This is a genomic window from Moorena producens PAL-8-15-08-1 (assembly GCF_001767235.1).
GTDB lineage: Bacteria > Cyanobacteriota > Cyanobacteriia > Cyanobacteriales > Coleofasciculaceae > Moorena > Moorena producens_A.
This window is the reverse complement of record NZ_CP017599.1, coordinates 1,325,225-1,343,275: the sequence shown is the minus strand read 5'-3', so window position 1 is coordinate 1,343,275 and position 18,051 is coordinate 1,325,225. Positions and strand designations below refer to the sequence as shown.

Here is an 18,051-nt window from a genome sequence, read left to right as displayed (position 1 = left end):
CCATCTCCCTGCACTACCTAAGACACTCTGTACCGGATATGCTAAAGTCCAAGTGTAAATTTCCTGACCTAATCAGTTAACTTGTGGAGAATAGGATCAGTTTCTTGGCAAGTGGTTGAAAATCAATAGAAGATTGATAGACCACTGAGTTATTTGGAAGTAAGGGCAAGTCGTGGATATTGTCGAACTTATTGCAAAAGGTGGGATCGCCATGTGGCCTCTGTTGGCTCTATCGATCCTGACTATGGGTACAATCTTTGAACGGATTTGGTTTTGGGCAACTATAGCGTTGAGGGAAGGCATAATTGTTAATCGTGTTCTAGAGGCAGCAGCTGGTAGCTGGCATGTTGCTAGACAGATTGCCCTTGAGTCACGCCGACAACCCATCGGTAGATATTTGTATGCTCCTTTACGACTGAATAATCCTGACCCAGAAGTATTCCGGCTGGCTCTAGAGTCGGCTGCGGATGATGAATTAGCTGCTATGCGACGGGGGGATAAACTCCTGGAAGCTGTGATTGCTCTAGCACCACTGTTGGGATTACTCGGTACAGTGTTGGGCTTGATTAATTCATTGGGTTCCATTCGGATTAGTGACCTTGGCACAGCTTCCACCGATGGGGTGACTCAGGGAATTGGAGAATCTCTGATTAGCACAGCTACCGGTTTGATTGTGGCGATTATCAGTCTGGCTTTCTATCGACTATTTCAGGCTTTTTGGTTTAACCAAGTTAAAGTGTTCCGCAAAGCTGGAAGCGAGTTGGAATTGCTTTATCGACAAGATTGGTTACAACAAGAAGAAAGCTCTTAGTCACAGGAAAAATTTATGACGAAAAAAAAGGATTCAGTTCGTTCCCCGATGGCAGTCCGTCCTCTAAGACTGCGAATGGATAGCTCGCCGGAAGAGGTTCGGGTTGAGATTGTTCCCCTGATTGATGTAATTTTTTGTATTCTGACCTTTTTCATTTTGGCAGCTGTTACTTTATCTCGCCAGCAAGCCCTGAGCGTGGATTTGCCTAAGGCAAGTACTGCTAAGGCTCAAGGACGGGAAATCTTAATGGTTAGCCTTAATGAGTTTGGTCAACTCTATGTTGAACAGGAGCCAGTAGTAACCCAAGAGCAGTTCAAAAAGAAACTGCAGGCATATCGTCAAACCAATCCTTATGGGTTGATGGCCCTTTATGCTTCCAAGGAGGCCAGTTACAACGAGGTCGTTCAGGTATTGGATGTGCTACGACAAGTGGGAGGCGATCGCGTAGCCCTAGCTACTCTACCAGGATCCTCAGGTCAATCCATTGACTTTATACCTTCCCTGCCATCGGGAACAGGTGTGCCTAAGGTTAACTCTCCTGGAAACAACTCCTCTGATGCTCTTAATGACATATTAAAGTTTTTGCCTGGATCTACCAATAATAAATAAGGTTTTTCGGAAGTGTGGGGAGATGGGGAGATGGGGAGATGGGGAGAAACGGGAGATGGGGAGAGTGGGGAGATGGGGAGATGGGGAGATGGGGAGATGGGGAGTCAGGTCAGCAACAGTTGTGTCCCCCCCTTGTTAAGGGGGGTTTGGGGGGATCCCTAGTTTCCACGAGGCTTTCAAGGTACGGACACAGGTGACCCACACAGAAATCAAACCACTCGCGCTTTGGATCAAGACAATGTCTTTAAGTATACCTAATTATCGAACACTACTTCTCCCCACACTCCCCTATCTTCCCCCTCTCTAGAGTCCTAAGCTGGAACCTGGATTTTTTGGCTTCCAGCAAGACCAAAGGCTTTATGAATAGCTTGCAATGCTCGCACTCCTTGGTCTTGGGCAACAACACAGCTAATCTTAATTTCTGAGGTGGCAATCATTTGAATATTGATTTGTTCTTCGGCTAGGGCAGCAAACATCTGTGCTGCGATCCCTGGTTGGTCAATCATGCCAGCACCGACAATACTGACTTTTGCAATATCGGCATCCAGGAGAATTTCACTACACCCAATCACTGGTGCGATTTGTTGTAAGGCTTTCTGAGCCATTTCTGCTTCGGCTTGAGGTACTGTGAAGGCAAGATCCCTGGTGGCAATTCCATTAATGATTCGACAGCGTTGGGACTGGATAATCATATCAATACTAATATTTTGCTCTGCCAAGGTTCCAAATATCTTGGCTGCCATGCCTGGACGATCGGGAATTTCACGAATGGCTAGACGGGCTTGCTTGATGTCTAGGGCTACACCTCGAACGGGGGGGTGGGTGACCGGGATTGAGTGGTCACTATCTCCTGCTTGATCTCGAATGGGTAGATGAATGGGGGTATTGTTGATATCGAAACAGTTACACAAGGCCGCGATCGCGCGATCGCATTCGAGGGCATCAATCACACAGCTGACTTTGATTTCGGAGGTGGAAATCATCTCAATGTTGACACCAGCATCCGCTAAAGCCTGGAACATCTGAGCTGCAACCCCAGGACGTCCAATCATCCCTGCTCCAGTGATCGAGACTTTAGCAATATCCCTACCGACCATTACTTCTGCTTCTTGAGTATCGGGGGTGGTTTGGCGACGCAGGGCGGGAGCAATGGCTTCGGCTACTGCTTCAGCTCGATTGAGAATATTGGTATTGACGGTAAAGGCAATATCATTAGTATTCTGTTCGTGAATTGACTGGATAATCAAATCTACATCTAGGTCTTGAACTGCAATTTCACCAAACAACCGTGCTGCTACACCAGGGGAATCGGGCACTCGTAAGAGGGCTACTTTTGCCTGATCGGTGTCATATTCTACGGTATTCACTGGTCGAGCAATTTCTAATCCCTCTAAGGAACGGGGGGGAGAGCTTGGGGAAATTACTCTAGTGCCAGGCTCATCGCTCCAGCTGGATAAGACTACTAAGGTTAAGCCATAGTTGCGCGCAATTTCTACCGCACGGGGATGGAGGACTTTTGCCCCTAAGCTAGCTAATTCCAGCATTTCATCAGCGGTAATTTCCGCCATCAGTTGAGCATCCGGTACGATCCGGGGGTCAGTGGTTAAAATCCCCGGTACATCGGTATAAATCTCACAGCGAGATGCCCCCAGTGCTGCGGCTAGGGCTACGGCTGAAGTATCAGATCCACCCCGACCTAGGGTAGTGATTTCTAACTCATCAGTGCTGGTGATGCCCTGGAAACCAGCAACTACTACAACTTTCCCCTCGTTTAAAGACCGCTCCAGCCGCTCGGTTTCGATTTGCAGAATCCTAGCGCTACTGTGTTTAGCTTCTGTTACAATACCTACTTGAGCGCCAGTCAGGGAAATAGCTGGTTGCCCTAATTCCTGTAGGGCCATGGATAATAGAGCAATGGAGACTTGCTCACCGGTGGATAGCAGCATATCCATTTCCCGACGAGAGGGATCAGGGGAGATGGCTTTCGCTAGTTGTACCAAACCATCGGTAGTCTTACCCATAGCGGACACCACCACTACCACGGAATTGTCTTGTTGGACTGTTTTGATAATTCGCTGGGCAACGGCTTGTATGCGTTCCACAGAGCCCACCGAGGTACCACCGTATTTTTGGACAACTAGCGCCATAAGCTTATTCCACTATTTGTTTTTTTGTTTGACTCCCGTTTCCAGGATTGAGTGAATGGTAATGTAAGCTATCAGCTATCAGCTATCAGCGAACAGCGATTAGCGCTACAGATGGTGCTACTTGAGGTGCTTTCAGCTAAAGGCTGACGGCTGATGGCTGACGGCTGATGGCTGACGGCTGACCGCTTACTGCTGACTGCTTACATCGTAATTCCCTGGATACGTTAACAAAATCGTCAATAATTGTCAACAAAAAAATATTTTTTCAGTCTTTTGTTTTTAGGGAAGCAATCAGCTTTCAGCAATCAGCTTTCAGCAATCAGCTTTTGGATCTGGGTTGTAAAGTCATCGATTGCCGAAAAAGGCAAGAGGCAAGAGGCAAAAGGCAAAAGAGATCCGGAGTTTTATTGGACAGAAACAAAAAGACCATACAGGTTTAAAGCAAGATAGCTGACCGCTGATCGCTGACAACTGACCGCTGATCGCTTAGAAACCTTCACCAAATTAGGTCAAGATACAGCACAAAACCAGGCAAAACCTCTTCTCCCGATAAACTACTGGGAGACTCTAAAACCTCAACCTCTTTACTTGGTCGATAAATTTCCACTTGTCGGTCTTTACGATTAATTAACCAACCTAAACGACTGCCATTGTCTCGGTATTCTTCCATCTTTTTGCGAATTGCTATTAAGGTATCACTGGGCGAACGTAATTCAATCACAAAGTCAGGACACAGGGGCAGAAATTTCTCTTGTTGTTGAGGAGTTAAACTATTCCAGCTTTGTAATGGTATCCAAGATGCATCGGGAGAACGGTCTGCTCCATTGGGGAGTTGAAAACCAGTGGAAGAATCGAAAGCAATGCCAGTTCCATCGGAATCACTCCAGTTAAACAACTGTTGGTTTAATCTACCATTCCGGTTTCCTGTGCTGCCGCCAGTAGGTGACATAATAATTAAATTTCCATTAGCATTGCGTTCAAATTTTAAATCGTCGTTGTCTTGACAAAGCTGGAAAAATTGCTCGTCGGTAAGTTGAATTGATTGGAGATCAAGGGTTAAGGAAGTCATAATTGTTTAGGGAAGGGAGTAGGGAGTAGGGAGTAGGGAGTAGGGAACAGGGAACAGGGAACAGGGAACAGGGAACAGGGAACAGAGAATAGGCAAGAGGCAAGAGGCAAGAGGCAAGAGGGAAAAAATTTTGTGTACCTGATTAGGCTAGAGAGCACTATATTCAAGTTATTTAGCAAAGGGATTTGGGAGTTGGGAGTTGGGAGAAGAAACGTTAAGGTAAATTGTAAGTATAAATATTTATAAATCACGCTATATAGTTGTTTTAGCGATTGACCTTTGGTCACGCTACGCGATCGCGTTATTGATTCCCAGTGATCAATAACTATTCCGATCGGCGTTCGCGCAGCGTGGCCAAAGGCCGTAGGCCTTTGTTGCCCTATAAAAATTGACTACTAATAGAATAGCTAGTATAGCAACTCCTTTATGGCATTTGACATTTATAAAAGCTCAAAAAGGTTTGCTTTTGTAGTAGACTTTTGCCTCTTGCCTCTTGCCTCTTGCCTCTTGCCTCTTGCCTCTTGCCTCTTGCCTCTTGCCTCTTGCCTCTTGCCTCTTGCCTCTTGCCTCTTGCCAATGCCATTGCGCGTAGCGCTTTACCATAGTTTGCTCAAAAAAGACAGAACCAACGGCTGGGTTTTTTAGCAAGTTTCAACGATACCTTAGCGATAGGCGTTAAATTTGAGTAGGAAATACCACCACTATGTCTAAAACTATGACCTCTGCTGTTGTGCCTAATACTCCTCCTATACCGCCAACTCAATATGAACTTCCCTGTGATGACGGTATTCCCATGGAAACGGAACGACATAAACTTCAGATGGAATTGCTGACTGACCCGTTATACCCTTGGTTAGCCCAGCGGGAAGATGGCTATTTTGGGGGTAATATGTTTCTTTACTTCAGTGCAGAACAAATTAAGAATCAAGATTTTCGAGGTCCGGATGTATTTGTAGTGCTTGGAGTTCCCAAAGCCGAACGACTCAGTTGGGTAGTTTGGGAAGAAGGTAAAGCACCTGATGTGATTATTGAGCTAATTTCTGACAGTACAGCCAACACGGATAAAACGACTAAAAAAGTAGTTTATCAAGACCAAGTCAGAGTACCAGAATATTTTTGGTACGACCCGTTTAATCCAGAGGATTTTGCCGGATTTAGGTTACACAATGGCGTCTATCAGCCTTTAACTGAAGATGAACAAGGACGACTAATTAGCGAAAGATTAGGATTAGCCTTAGTTCGTTGGCAAGGGGTCTATAAAAATGTCGATACGACTTGGTTACGTTGGGCTACTTTAGAGGGAATTGTGCTACCTACTGCTGAAGAAATAGCAGTGCAAGCTCAAGAAGAAGCAGCCCAAGCTCAACAAGAAGCTACCCAAGCTCAACAAGAAGCCGCTCAAGCTCAACAAGAAGCTACCCAAGCTCAACAAGAAGCTACCCAAGCTCAACAAGAAGCTACCCAAGCTCAACAAGAAGCTACCCAAGCTCAACAGCAATTAGCTCAAGCTCAACAACGAGCTGAGCAACTGGCTGCTCGTTTACGAGCTATGGGAGTGGATCCTGATCAAGTTTGAAGCGATCGCGTAAGGGATTGGTGTAAGTGCATAGGGTGCGTTAGGGGAGGGATTGCCATGATATTCAATGTCGTAGCCAGTAGCCCCGTAACGCACCACCAAAAGGTAGGAGATGCACCCTTATTTAGGAAAGAGAGTAGGGAGAACAAACTTGAAGGTACTTTATAAGTATAAATAATTATAATTAACGATATATAGTTGTTTTAGCGATTGGCCTATGGCCACGCTACGCGATGAAGCTTCGCTTCCGCTAAAAGCGATCGCGTTTTTGATTCCTAGACAGCGATGCATTATGTTTGAGATCCTAGCATTTGTGAAGTTTTGTATCTGAAAGAGTTTACCAGTTCTCCCAAGGTTTGTTTGGTACGTAAAAAGAGAAGGAGATTTCAAGGGTTTGAGGCTACTAATTTTTAGAGGGTTTAATTGGTACAGTTATTCGCGTAACTTCTTGCATGGTTACGACTCCAACCCCTTGTTTAACACACTCAAAAAGACGATGCGTTAAGTATTCTTTAGCCGAGCTGCGATACTAATTCAGCTATGTTATAATCCAGGCTGTCTTAAAACGGCTCATGAGCTTCAGCAGAGTGATCCTGTGATCGGCAAGAATGCCCTCGAAGGATTCTAACATTAACCAACACCAGGAGCAATACCAATGAACTATGAAGGGTTTACAACGTTTAACGCTGAAGTTAATGATGGGGTTCTCACTGTCACGTTTGATTATCCACCTGTGAATGTTCAGGGGCTGCCAATGCTTGCTGACCTGAATATGTTAGCTCAGAAATTGGAAGCTGACAGGGATATTAAAGTTGTGGTTTTCCAATCAGCGCATCCTGAGATTTTCGTGTGCCATGCTGATACTAATTTCCTGAAAGATATGTCAGGCAAAGCTGTTTCACGGGACGAGGTGAAGTTGTTAGATCTACAGGTAGTGCTAGAGCGAATTAGCAAACTGCCTCAGGCGACCATTGCCAAAATCGAAGGCTTTGCTAGAGGTGGAGGCCATGAGTTTGCCCTTGCTTGCGATATGCGTTTCGCAGCTCGGGGTAAAGCTAGATTTATGCAGATGGAAGTTGGTATGGGCATCCTACCTTGCGGTGGTGGTGCATCCCGTATGGCGCGCCAAGTCGGTCTTGGTCGTGCCCTTGAGATTGTTCTGGGTGCCCGTGATTTTGATGCTGATGAAGCGGAAAGGGTTGGTACGATCAACCGTGCTTTGGATCCCGAAGAGATCGGACTTTTTGTTGAAGATCTTGCAAAACGTATTGCGCTTTGGCCGTCGGAGTCGATCAATGCCACTAAACAGGCCGTTTATGAGTCTATCGATCTGCCAATTGAAGAAGCGCTGCGCACTGAAGCTTATTGGTTATATCAGGCAACCAGCCAAACTCCGGCTCTTAAACGCTTCAAGTGGGCAGATGAACAAGGTGCACAGTTTGATATGGATAATCAGCGCTCCTGGCCGGATATGCTCGTGAAAGTTCAGGACATAAACGAATAATTGTCCGAGACGGCATCTATGGCAAACATTGTGGCGGGGGCACATGCTCCCACCTGTTATGTATCAATGATTAATCGAAAGAATGGAAAACTGCAATTGACTTTGGGTAAACTTGGCCTGGTGCAGCAATTTATTACAAAGGTGATTTAATGGCTTGGGTTACAAATACTGTCGATAACCCAAGGGAGTAGCGAGATGTTTTATGCGATCGCATCTTATCGGACTTGGTCAGCTCTCCCTATCTCCCGACTCCCTCTTGGTCTTGACTTGGGATGGAAATAATCCGAAGCAAGCTGGACAGCACCTCAGAAAAACCCCCAGGTGCCTACCTCATAGACTCCAATGGGAAGGTGGCTTGTACCTCTCTATCCAATAGTTGCCTTGGGTAGGTATATCTTTTAGATCTTTTATGAGTTTCATTCCTGCAGCTTTAGGGTCAAAGTCTTTAGGAAATATGGTGGGGCAAGGATAGCTCATGTTATTTTTTTTACACACAGCTTCTAATGTGGTTTCGTCTGAATAAAGTACATTTTTTAAATTAGATTTTTCTAAATTAGCGTCCTGTAAATTAGCACCCTGTAAATTAGCACCCTGTAAATTAGCGTCCTCTAAATTAGCGTCCTGTAAATTAGCGTCCTGTAAATTAGCTTTCCGTAAATTAGCGTACTTTAAATTACCTTCCTGCAAATTAGCTCCCCATAAATCAGCTCCCGGTAAATTAGCTCCCGCTAAATCAGCTTCCTGCAAATTAGCGTCCTGTAAATCAGCTTCCTGTAAATTAACTCCATCTAAATAAGTTCTCTGTAAATTAGCTCCCTGTAAATTAGCTCCCTGTAAATTAGCTTCCTGGTAAAATGCCGCTAAATAACCTGTTCCTAAAAAAGCTTCCTGTAAATTAGCTCCCTGTAAATCAACTCCCTGCAAATTAGCTTCCTGTAAATTAGCTCCCTGTAAATTAGCTTCCTGTAAATCAGTTTCCTGTAAATCAGTTCTCTGTAAATAAGCTCCCTGTAAATTAACGTCCCGTAAATTAGCGTCCCGTAAATTAGCTTCCCGTAAATTAGCGTCCCGTAAATTAGCTTCCTGTAAATCAGCTTTCTGTAAATTAGCATTAGCTAGGTCAGCATCAGAGAGTTCAACTTCTCTCAAATAAGCTTTTGGAGCCTCTAAACCTGCTAAACTCTCTCTCTCCCAGGTCAACCAAAACCAGGGAATACGCCTAGGTTCTGAGTTTAGGAATTCCAGAGCTTGTATTCTACCGCCACTGCCAGCTTGGTTGTGAGCTGCTGTAATTACCTGCCATGCTTCATAAATCTCACTATTTCGTCTATCCTCCTCACCAGCGATAAAGACAATTACACCAATAAGTAGAGATATATTACCGAGTAGTTCTAAAATTTATAGCAGTGCTAACCTCTTGAGGTAATCTAAAACTGGTTCCAAAAACTTTTTTTCTGTTTTGATAAGTGGTTGATTGCACTTAAACAATAGTAATATCAAGGGATTGTTAGCTATTTTTTAAGCTTTAAGCCAGTCTTTTTAAGCATTCCCATTTTTTTCGGTTACTTGACGATTATTATAAATTTTTAAAGCTATTTTATTAATATCTTGGTGAGAAGCTGTTGACCAAGACATCGAGACTTTGATTTGATTAAGTATTTGCTTAAATTTCATAGTTGCTAACTAGGTATAAATGTAATATAGAGGTTTTAATTAACTTTCTATATTTACATAATGTGCTTGTAGAAGTCCTGTTTTTTTTTGATAAAAGTAATTTCCGAAGTTATTACCCTCTCTAAGTCCAGTCGTCAGGTCTTTTTTTGCCCCTATACAAAAAATTCTCAGGTTTTAAAGTAGGACGAAGCTATTTAAATTCGGCGTTACATCAGTCTTGTAATGAATAGGAGTAGAGTGGACATCCTGCCCGCTCGAAAATATATTGAAACTGGCAAGATGCCAGTTCTACCAAGATGCCAGTTCCACCAACATGCCCATTCCACCCACCGGATTAAACAGCAAAAGTTAGATAAACCCGATTCCCGATTCCCGATTCCCTACTCCCTACTCCCTACTCCCTACTCCCTACTCCCTACTCCCTTAAAAAAAAATAGCCGCAGAAATACTATCCACGGCCAGATGAACCTTATGATCTTCAGATTTCGCACCATACCAGACATGCTCCCATGGGAGCAGCCCCGATGGTTTGGCCAGGGGGCAAAGCCCCCCAGCAATTTAATAGCTTAACCCAGAGTTAGGTACTTGGTCATCATCGTAATAAATTCTCCAGGAAGTCCCGTCGGTTGCAGAGGAGTCCACTCGGAGATTTCCGCATAACCCACTGCATAGAGGGAATGCATGGTGTTAATTATGCCCTTGCGGGAGCCCTTCAAAATATGCTGAACCGGGTATTTTTTGGGAAACGATTCTTGAGGATTATTACTAGGAGTTATATCCTCGGGATTTGTCTCTGGGTTTGGGCGAAATTCGGAATCCATAAGGTTCACCTTTTGCTTGTTGTTTGCCTAATATAATCATAATGATTCTAAATTATTTTGTCAAGGGTTTTTAGAAATTTTTTTTTGACAGCAAATTTCGCCCCCCTAGCCCCCCAAATTTGGGGGTAAATTGAGTTAAAGTCCCCCAGAATTGGGGGATTTAGGGGGCAAATTCGTAATTCATAAAAATTCGAGACGCTCTATTGAACGTCTCGAAAAAGCTACTCTTTTCTCGCAGTTATCAGGTACGCTTTTCAACTTCAAAGTCCCCCTTATTAAGGGGGACCAACGGGGGATCAATTTGTACCTTATGGGATATACAATTGCTATATAGCGTTTCTCGCAGTTATGTGGTACGCTTATCAACCTCAAAGTCCCCCTTATTAAGGGGGACCAACGGGGGATCAATTTGTAACTTATGGGATATAGAATTGCTATATTTTGACTATAGGGTTTTTCATATTTATTAGGTACATTTTGAAGTGAGTAGGGATCCCCCCTAACCCCCCTTAATAAGGGGGGGACTTTAAGAAGGGGGAGACCTTAATAAGGGGGGAATATGATTCACGATTCCCTATTGCCTATTGCCTGTTGCCTATTGCCTCTTGCCTTGGGCGTAGCGCTATAATCCTATTCTATTCCTTCAATCCTATCTTCAACCTCCTGATACAATTCGCGCAACAGTTGTAAATTACTCTCACTGGTTTCCCAATAGCCACGGCCATTAACTTCCAATAAGGTAGACACTACTTTACGGAAGGAATTGGGATTCAAATTCATTAACCGCTGACGCATTTCTTCATCCTGGATAAAGGTAGTATTCACATCTTCATAAACCCAGTTATCTACTGCATCAGCCGTTGCACTCCAACCCATAGTATTCACTAAGCGTTTGGAAAGTTCCCGCACTCCTTCATAGCCATGATTCAACATCCCTTCGTACCACTTGGGATTAAGTAACTTAGTCCGGGCATCTAAACGGACGGTTTCTGATAGGGTGCGAACCTGAGCATTAGCAGTAGTAGTATCAGCTATGTAAGCAGTTGGTTTCTTACCATCCTTGCGCAAGTTTGCTACTACTTTAGTGGGGTCAGAGTCAAAGTAATGAGAAACATCAGTAAGGCTAATTTCCGATGAATCAAGATTCTGGAAGGTAACATCAGCGGTTTTCAAGGCGGACTCAAAAATCTTCTGACTCTGTTCCATGGTGCCTGGGCTATCGGAGGAGAAGGCAAAGGATTTGCGACTGAGATACATATTTTGTAACTCGGCTTCTTCTTCCCAGGTGCTGTTTTCGACAGCTAAATTAACATTGGACGCATAGGAACCAGACGCATTGGAGAACACCCGAGTGGCAGCTTGCCGTAGATTAATCCCCATCTCTTGAGCTTGTTGCAAACTGTGTTTGCGCACAAAGTTCATTTCCAGGGGTTCATCCGCTTCTGCGGCCATTTTCACCCCTTGGTCTAGTAAATTCATCTGATTGATGAACAAATCCCGGAAGACACCGGAACAGTTTACTACCACATCAATCCGAGGACGACCTAACTCTTCTAAGGGAATTAGTTCTAATTTATTCACCCGTCCCAAGGCATCGGGCACTGGCTTAACCCCGACCATCCACAGAATTTGGGCTAGGGATTCGCCATAGGTCTTAATATTATCGGTACCCCATAGCACACACGCAATGGTTTCTGGCCAAGCCCCATCATTATCTCGCTTTTGCCGTGCCAACAGTCGGTCTACTACGATTTTGGCAGATTTCACCGCTGCTAGGGTGGGAATGGATTGGGGGTCGAGGGCGTGAATATTCTTACCGGTCGGTAGCACATCGGGATTTCGGATCGGGTCACCACCAGGACCGGGCAGCACATATTCCCCATCTAAGGCTTGGAGCATTGCTCCTAGTTCGTTGTCTGCTACTATCTGCTGTAAACAGAATTCCAGATAGTCAAACAGAGGCTTGATCGCGTCGGAATCTACGTTGGTATATCCTAGATTGTGCAAAGCTTCTACCCAAGGTTCTTTTTTACCAAGATTGAGGAAGTTGAGTTTAGAGACTTTAGAGACCCGTCCATCGCTGTCGATTTGAGCTTGAACCATAGCACTAACAGCAGCACGGGTAGCTTGGGTTATATCTTGCAACAACTCCACATCAGCTAAGATGCCTTGGTCATTGTTGCTGTAAATTTCATCAATCTCTCGCTCAATACTGTTAGCAATAATCCGGGGTAAACCGATGATTTCGTCTTCGCTACGGTCTAGGTTAGCAATATTGACTAGCGTTGCGATCGCTTCTTCTGCGGTTGGTGGCTTACCAATCACGTGTAACCCACAGGGTAACAACCTTGACTCAATTTCCATCAAACGGCGGTACACCTGACCTACCAAGGTATCCCGTTCTTCGGCACTCAGCTCCTTGGCATCTTGCTCGGGCAAGGCAATATCTTGGTCAAGATTCACCAAGCGGCACTTATCCATAATGGTGTTAACAATGGGAACACCGCGCCCAGTATCTTTGAGAGTTTGATAAGACCCAATTAACTCACTGAGTTCCTTTAACCCCTTATATAATCCAGCATTTTCTGCCGGTGGGGTGAGATAGGATATGGTTTCAGCGTAGCTGCGGCGCTTAGCAATGGTTGCTTCACTGGGATTATTAGCAGCATAGTAATAAAGATTGGGAATAGAACCAATTAAATTATCTGGATAACAGTCTCCAGACATCCCCATCTGTTTCCCTGGCATAAATTCTAGAGACCCGTGGGTTCCGAAGTGCAGCACCGCATCGGCTTGCCAGATTTGTTCTAAATAGGTGTAATAAGCAGCAAAGCCATGGTGAGGACTTGCGGAACGGGAGAACAACAGTAGCATTGGGTCTCCTTCATACCCAAAGGTAGGTTGTACTCCAATGAATACATTCCCGAAGTGCTTGCCGTAGATTAACAAGTTTTGTCCATCACTATTAAGATGTCCTGGTGGTGGTCCCCAGTTTTCCTCTAAGCGAGTGGAGTAGGGAGTAAACCGTTCATACTCCACCACCGACATCCGGTGAGCAATATTCAATTCTGGACTAGCGTACTGAGCTTGGGCATCATGGATCACCTCTTGCATCAGTGCCTCAGCAGATTCCGGCAAGTCTTGGACATCATAACCATTGTTGTTCAGGGCTTCCATCACTTTATAGATGGAACCAAATACATCAAGATAGGCCGCTGTCCCAACATTGCCTTTATCTGGAGGAAAGCTAAAGACTGTGATGGCAATTTTCTTATCAAGCTTGGGCTTACGGCGCAAATTCGCCCATTTCATGACCCGTCGGGCTACTGATTCAATCCGGTCCTGTAACGCAATGGATTTTCCAGTTGCGCCATCCCGTCCGGATAGGATAATTGGTTCAATGGCACCATCCAGCTCTGGAATGGCAATTTGCAATGCTACTTGAATCGGGTGCAGTCCCAAGTCACTATTTTCCCACTCTTCCGTAGTTTGGAAGACTAAGGGAAGTGTAACCATATAGGGGCGATTGAGGCGTTTTAAGGATTCAATTGCTTTGGGATGGTCTTGCCGTGCTGGACCTCCTACTAGAGCAAAGCCGGTTAGAGATACCACAGCATCCACTAAGGGCACTACGGTTTTGCCATGTTCCTCAGAAAAATAGGTATCTACAGGTTTAGAGAAATCCAGACCACCAGCAAATATCGGAATCACCCTTGCTCCCATAGCTTCCAGTTCCTGCACCATAGCTACATAATGGGCATCATCCCCTGTCACTAGGTGAGTGCGTTGCAGGACTAAACCAATACAGGGAGCAAGAGGGTCTTTTAAGTCTGTTGAGATATCTTGACGGCTACTATGCCAGTTAAGGTATTCCTTGACATCTTCAAACATTTGTGGTGCTAGAGGATGCCAAACCCCCATATCTGGATAAACTACTGGGTCTTTGAATTGGACAGAGGTTTCGCTGTTTTTCTTCTCGCGCTTAAAGACATACTTATCTGCTAGCATCAGCAAGAAGTTTTCCAGGTTATCAGAAGACCCCCCTAGCCAATACTGGAAACTGAGCATGAAGTTGCGAGCATCCTGAGCTTTGTCCATGGGCATATACTTCAGGACTTTCGGTAAGGTCTGCAACAGCTTGAGCATACTGTCTTGGAAGGAAGACCCAGATTTTTTCTTGCGCTTACGCATGAATTGTGCGATCGCACTCTTGGATTGCCCCAAATTGGCCATGGAGAAGCTACCTAATTTATTCAGGCGCATCACTTTAGGCATTGATGGAAATACTACTGCGGCATCCAAGTGATCGCGATGGGGTTGTACAGCGGCTACTACCTTCTCGGCCAAGTCTTCTATAAAGATTAGTGAAGCGATAAAGATATTGGCTTCTGCTATATCCCGTTTAAAGTCTTCATAGTTTTCTGGGTCACGGAGTTCCTCAATGAGGTAACCGCTGATTTCAATAGCGATATCCGGTTGATTTTGATTGATTGACCGAACAGCAGCTGATAATGCACTTTGGTACTGCGGTTCTAGCACGACATAGACCACCTTCAGCAAATGACGCCCATTCAAGGGTTCCGGGGTGATGTGTCTAATGGTGGACTTGACGTGAGTGAACATGTGGCTAGATCTCCTTCCTGATTATTCGTTATCTGTGCCTTACCTTGAGTGGCGGTAAGTGGCTGATCACCTTTGATAGTTTTGATCGTATTTAGATTTTATTGACAGATGTGCTATCGAACGTCTCTACCAGTGACCACTCACTCTTGGTTGAAATAGTTTTGTTTTGCCAACTAAAGAGTTTCTATCAAAAAACGTATACTTTCAGGGAGTTCCAGCGGTTATCTGATACAATTCGATATAAAAATTACGGTTTTTTGTAATATTAATTAACAATTACTGAAGTGCTAAATCCGCTTAGCTTAAAAAAACTAAACAATAAAAATCCTTGACAAAGGTAACCTTAGCTGTATATATAAGGATATTTTATCGATTTATACAACTATTACTTATCGTTACTACTTAATCATTACTTAAGATTTTGTAGTCAGCGGTCAGTGGTAAGCCGTCAGCAGTCAGCTATCATCTTTCAGCTGATAGCTGAAAGCAAGCCAGATAGTGATAATTAGGAGTGGGGAAGAGTGCCAGCAGCAGATATTTTAGTTATGTCCAATGGCCCAGGAGAGTTGACCACCTGGGTGCGACCAGTGGTGAAGGCATTGCGGCAAACTCTAGGGAATGACCGTTCATTACTCCGGATATCGGTAGTGCTATCTCCTTGCCCTCATGCCACGGGCAAAGAAGATGCGATCGCAAAATCCTACCCAGAAGTAGACCGGGTTCAGGCAGCGGAGGATTTTTTACCATTCTTGTTGTCGGGGAATACAGCTGAAAACTGGGACTGGCATTCACAAGGGGTTGTTCTATTCCTAGGGGGAGACCAATTTTTCCCAGTAGTGATTAGTAAGCGCTTAGGATATCGCAGTGTTGTCTATGCCGAGTGGGATGCTCGTTGGTACCGCTGGATTGACCACTTTGGCGTGATGAAACCGGATATTATCGCTCAAGTGCCTAAGACCTATGCCCACAAATTCACCATAGTGGGAGATTTAATGGCAGAGATTAGAGGGTTACAGGTTAATAAGGGGTTACAGGTTGCAGGTTCTCAGGTTAATCAGGAGCTACAGGTTACTCAAGGGTTACAGGTTACAGGTTATCAGGTTACAGGTTCAACGGAAGATACCCTTGAACATTCCACTGAAGTGATCGCACTATTACCGGGGTCAAAACCAGCCAAACTAGCTCAGGGAGTGCCTTTGTCTTTAGCGATCGCTGAACACATCCACAGAGCTAGACCCCAAACTCGCTTTGTGATTCCCGTTGCTCCTACCATAGATCTCAAAACATTAGCCAAATTTGCCAATCGAGATCACAATCCCATCATTAACAAGACAGGATGGTCAGAGGCTCAACTTATTTATAAAGTTGATGTTGATAACGACTCGGTCATTAATCCAGGGTTACAGGTTAAGGGGTTACAAGTTAACGGGTTACAGGTTAACGGGTTACAAGTTAACGGGTTACAGGTTAAGGGGTTACAAGTTACAGGTTCAAACTCCGATAACCTACCCTACCGGAACGCCAAAGGCGAACAACCTCCTAACCTTCAACCAGCTAACCTTAAACCAGCTAACCTTCAACCAGCTAACCTTCAACCAGCTAACCTTCAACCAGCTAACCTTCAACCAGCTAACCTTCAACCAGCTAACCTTCAACCAGCTAACCTTAAACCAGCTAACCTTCAACCAGCTAACCTTCAACCTCCTAACCTTAAACCTTCCACCCCGCAACTATTCCTCAAAACCCCCAGTGGCTTGTGTGTAGAACTCTGGGAGTCCTTTCCGGCCTATGAGTTATTATCGCAATGTTGTCTTTGCTTAACCACAGTGGGAGCGAATACTGCTGAGTTGGGGTCTCTGGCGGTACCCATGATTGTGCTGTTGCCGACGCAACAGTTAGATGCCATGCGGGCTTGGGATGGGTTACCCGGTCTATTGGTCAAGTTACCAGGAGTAGGCTCTAGCCTAGCCAAAGTGATTAACTGGTTGGTGCTAGGGCAAAAGCGTCTGTTTGCATGGCCCAATATTTGGGCAAAAAGAGAAATTGTGCCAGAATTGGTAGGGAAACTTGAGCCGGTTGAGGTTGCCCAACTTGCCCTAGACTATCTAGAGCATCCAGAGAAGTTGTCCGAAATGCGATCGCATCTCAAGAGTGTTCGCGGAAAACCAGGAGCTGCCCAAACCTTAGCTCAATTGGTTAAACAAGAACTTGACAAAGACTTTATATCGGGTACCTAAATCAATTCTGATAATTTTTGATTCCCGACTCCCGATTCCCGATTCCCGACTCCCGACTCCCGACTCGCCACTTTAGCTTGACTTTCCCAGTTAGATGGGATTACAATACTATTCCGCAATAGTATTTTAGTTATGGTTGTCGGTACAACACAAGCTGCATCTCTGCTGGGTATATCATCTCAGCGACTGCGGATGCTATTAAGTAAAGATCGCATCAAAGGAGCCAAAAAAGTTGGTCGGTTTTGGCAGATTCCATTATATGATGGTGTCCCAGTGGTCACCGAAGGTCGTAGGGGACCAAAAGGTACATGGAATCAGGAGAAACATCTGGAAACTACCTATATCCACGTTAATGAGGAAGCCTTAAAGAGTAATCACAAGAACCAGACATCGTTGCCAGTGTTTACTGTTAAACGGGGTGAGCGCACTCATTACTGTCATGAGGTAGAAATAGCAGGAGCCTGCCGACTGGTTTATAGACCCAATCAAGCTGAGTCTATTAGTGATTCGGTGTGGCTCCAAGTTGAGCCTAACGTTCCAGTGACTACTAAAGTGTTTACTGGTAGTGAGGACCTCGACGAGACATTAGAAGAGTGTCAAGATAGCCTTGACGCAACAGTTCACGAAGTTAGTTAAATTAAGAGCTATTTTTCAATAACGCTTGCTAGCAATACCTTTTAGCTTAAGCTTGCATTAAAAACCAAGCGCCAAGATTCAACAAACCTGTAATCAAACCACCAATAATTACTCCTTTAATCAATTCCCATCTTCCCAGCAATCTTAGCACAATTAATGCTGGGATAACATAGACTAACTGAGCGATACCAATCATAGACAATATAAAAAAATAAAACAGACCATCATAACCCGTAGATTGTTGAACAATAATCCAACAAATAATAGCTATTACTAGGTTTATAAAAATAACGACTAAACTGCCGATTACAAGAGGATTTTTATGATTTATGCTTGGCATATCA

General features: G+C 44.5%; 16 protein-coding genes. 9 read left to right on the top strand and 7 right to left on the bottom strand.

Going from position 1 to position 18,051, the window contains the following annotated elements; all coding sequences use genetic code 11:
- The first annotated feature begins 172 nt into the window (after positions 1-172).
- Together BJP34_RS05195 and BJP34_RS05190 are read left to right on the top strand one after the other, a co-directional pair.
- Positions 173-811 (top strand): MotA/TolQ/ExbB proton channel family protein, encoded by a 639-nt coding sequence (locus BJP34_RS05195; RefSeq protein WP_070391429.1) that lies wholly within the window; start codon positions 173-175, stop codon positions 809-811.
- Between the two features lie 15 nt (positions 812-826).
- Positions 827-1,420 carry an ExbD/TolR family protein gene (locus BJP34_RS05190; RefSeq protein ID WP_070391428.1) on the top strand — a complete coding sequence of 198 codons (594 nt, stop codon included), beginning with the start codon at positions 827-829 and terminating at the stop codon, positions 1,418-1,420.
- A gap of 311 nt (positions 1,421-1,731) precedes the next feature.
- On the opposite strand, the gene BJP34_RS05185 is transcribed toward BJP34_RS05190, so the two are convergent.
- Positions 1,732-3,567, bottom strand: coding sequence for an aspartate kinase (locus BJP34_RS05185; RefSeq protein ID WP_070391427.1), 1,836 nt, complete (start codon positions 3,565-3,567; stop codon positions 1,732-1,734).
- Positions 3,568-3,810: 243 nt separating this feature from the next.
- Between BJP34_RS05185 and BJP34_RS38760 the strand changes: the two genes are divergently transcribed.
- The gene (locus tag BJP34_RS38760) at positions 3,811-4,017 is read left to right on the top strand and encodes a hypothetical protein (protein ID WP_149030808.1); all 207 of its coding nucleotides are present in this window, start codon (positions 3,811-3,813) and stop codon (positions 4,015-4,017) included.
- Positions 4,018-4,063: 46 nt separating this feature from the next.
- Here BJP34_RS38760 and BJP34_RS05180 read toward each other — a convergent pair whose 3' ends face one another.
- Together BJP34_RS05180 and BJP34_RS42450 are read right to left on the bottom strand one after the other, a co-directional pair.
- Positions 4,064-4,636, bottom strand: a complete 573-nt coding sequence (locus BJP34_RS05180; protein WP_070391426.1) for a Uma2 family endonuclease — start codon at positions 4,634-4,636, stop codon at positions 4,064-4,066.
- Positions 4,633-4,794, bottom strand: a complete 162-nt coding sequence (locus BJP34_RS42450) for a hypothetical protein (RefSeq protein WP_158517019.1) — start codon at positions 4,792-4,794, stop codon at positions 4,633-4,635. Before BJP34_RS42450 ends, BJP34_RS05180 begins: the two co-directional genes overlap by 4 nt.
- Before the next feature lie 268 nt (positions 4,795-5,062).
- Here BJP34_RS42450 and BJP34_RS42445 point away from each other — a divergent pair, with 268 nt between their 5' ends.
- From BJP34_RS42445 to BJP34_RS05170, 3 genes are all read left to right on the top strand, one after another.
- Complete coding sequence (locus tag BJP34_RS42445; protein ID WP_158517018.1) at positions 5,063-5,281, top strand: hypothetical protein; 219 nt, start codon at positions 5,063-5,065, stop codon at positions 5,279-5,281.
- 58 nt (positions 5,282-5,339) lie between these two features.
- Positions 5,340-6,212 carry a Uma2 family endonuclease gene (locus tag BJP34_RS05175; protein WP_070391425.1) on the top strand — a complete coding sequence of 291 codons (873 nt, stop codon included), beginning with the start codon at positions 5,340-5,342 and terminating at the stop codon, positions 6,210-6,212.
- A 655-nt stretch (positions 6,213-6,867) separates the two neighbouring features.
- A complete protein-coding gene (locus tag BJP34_RS05170) occupies positions 6,868-7,716 on the top strand; it encodes an enoyl-CoA hydratase/isomerase family protein (RefSeq protein ID WP_070391424.1) in 849 nt (282 codons plus the stop codon).
- Positions 7,717-8,046: 330 nt separating this feature from the next.
- Here BJP34_RS05170 and BJP34_RS05165 read toward each other — a convergent pair whose 3' ends face one another.
- Entirely contained in the window at positions 8,047-8,916 is an 870-nt protein-coding gene (locus BJP34_RS05165) for a pentapeptide repeat-containing protein (RefSeq protein WP_070391423.1), read from the bottom strand.
- Between the two features lie 753 nt (positions 8,917-9,669).
- Here BJP34_RS05165 and BJP34_RS05160 point away from each other — a divergent pair.
- Positions 9,670-9,960: a hypothetical protein gene (locus BJP34_RS05160; RefSeq protein WP_149030807.1), complete on the top strand. Its 291-nt coding sequence runs from the start codon at positions 9,670-9,672 to the stop codon at positions 9,958-9,960.
- Here the strand turns inward: BJP34_RS05160 and BJP34_RS05155 are convergent.
- Together BJP34_RS05155 and BJP34_RS05150 are read right to left on the bottom strand one after the other, a co-directional pair.
- Positions 9,957-10,211 carry a hypothetical protein gene (locus tag BJP34_RS05155; RefSeq protein WP_070391421.1) on the bottom strand — a complete coding sequence of 85 codons (255 nt, stop codon included), beginning with the start codon at positions 10,209-10,211 and terminating at the stop codon, positions 9,957-9,959. The two genes, BJP34_RS05160 and BJP34_RS05155, sit on opposite strands and share 4 nt — an antisense overlap.
- 630 nt (positions 10,212-10,841) lie before the next feature.
- Complete coding sequence (locus tag BJP34_RS05150) at positions 10,842-14,834, bottom strand: magnesium chelatase subunit H (RefSeq protein WP_070391420.1); 3,993 nt, start codon at positions 14,832-14,834, stop codon at positions 10,842-10,844.
- Between the two features lie 521 nt (positions 14,835-15,355).
- Here BJP34_RS05150 and BJP34_RS47040 point away from each other — a divergent pair.
- A complete protein-coding gene (locus BJP34_RS47040) occupies positions 15,356-17,071 on the top strand; it encodes a hypothetical protein (protein WP_229424249.1) in 1,716 nt (571 codons plus the stop codon).
- Positions 17,072-17,203: 132 nt separating this feature from the next.
- Positions 17,204-17,707 (top strand): DNA-binding protein, encoded by a 504-nt coding sequence (locus tag BJP34_RS05135; protein WP_070391419.1) that lies wholly within the window; start codon positions 17,204-17,206, stop codon positions 17,705-17,707.
- 46 nt (positions 17,708-17,753) lie between these two features.
- Here the strand turns inward: BJP34_RS05135 and BJP34_RS05130 are convergent, their stop codons facing one another.
- Entirely contained in the window at positions 17,754-18,047 is a 294-nt protein-coding gene (locus BJP34_RS05130) for a hypothetical protein (RefSeq protein ID WP_070391418.1), read from the bottom strand.
- Positions 18,048-18,051: the final 4 nt, after the last annotated feature.

Excerpts from the sequence above, each read along its gene's own strand:
- BJP34_RS05190 (WP_070391428.1), top strand. The coding sequence starts at position 827 with ATGACGAAAAAAAAGGATTCAGTTCGTTCCCCGATGGCAGTCCGTCCT.
- BJP34_RS05185 (WP_070391427.1), bottom strand. The coding sequence starts at position 3,567 with ATGGCGCTAGTTGTCCAAAAATACGGTGGTACCTCGGTGGGCTCTGTG.
- BJP34_RS05180 (WP_070391426.1), bottom strand. The coding sequence starts at position 4,636 with ATGACTTCCTTAACCCTTGATCTCCAATCAATTCAACTTACCGACGAG.
- BJP34_RS42445 (WP_158517018.1), top strand. The coding sequence starts at position 5,063 with ATGGCATTTGACATTTATAAAAGCTCAAAAAGGTTTGCTTTTGTAGTA.
- BJP34_RS05175 (WP_070391425.1), top strand. The coding sequence starts at position 5,340 with ATGTCTAAAACTATGACCTCTGCTGTTGTGCCTAATACTCCTCCTATA.
- BJP34_RS05170 (WP_070391424.1), top strand. The coding sequence starts at position 6,868 with ATGAACTATGAAGGGTTTACAACGTTTAACGCTGAAGTTAATGATGGG.
- BJP34_RS05160 (WP_149030807.1), top strand. The coding sequence starts at position 9,670 with ATGCCAGTTCTACCAAGATGCCAGTTCCACCAACATGCCCATTCCACC.
- BJP34_RS05155 (WP_070391421.1), bottom strand. The coding sequence starts at position 10,211 with ATGGATTCCGAATTTCGCCCAAACCCAGAGACAAATCCCGAGGATATA.
- BJP34_RS05150 (WP_070391420.1), bottom strand. The coding sequence starts at position 14,834 with ATGTTCACTCACGTCAAGTCCACCATTAGACACATCACCCCGGAACCC.
- BJP34_RS05135 (WP_070391419.1), top strand. The coding sequence starts at position 17,204 with ATGGTTGTCGGTACAACACAAGCTGCATCTCTGCTGGGTATATCATCT.
- BJP34_RS05130 (WP_070391418.1), bottom strand. The coding sequence starts at position 18,047 with ATGCCAAGCATAAATCATAAAAATCCTCTTGTAATCGGCAGTTTAGTC.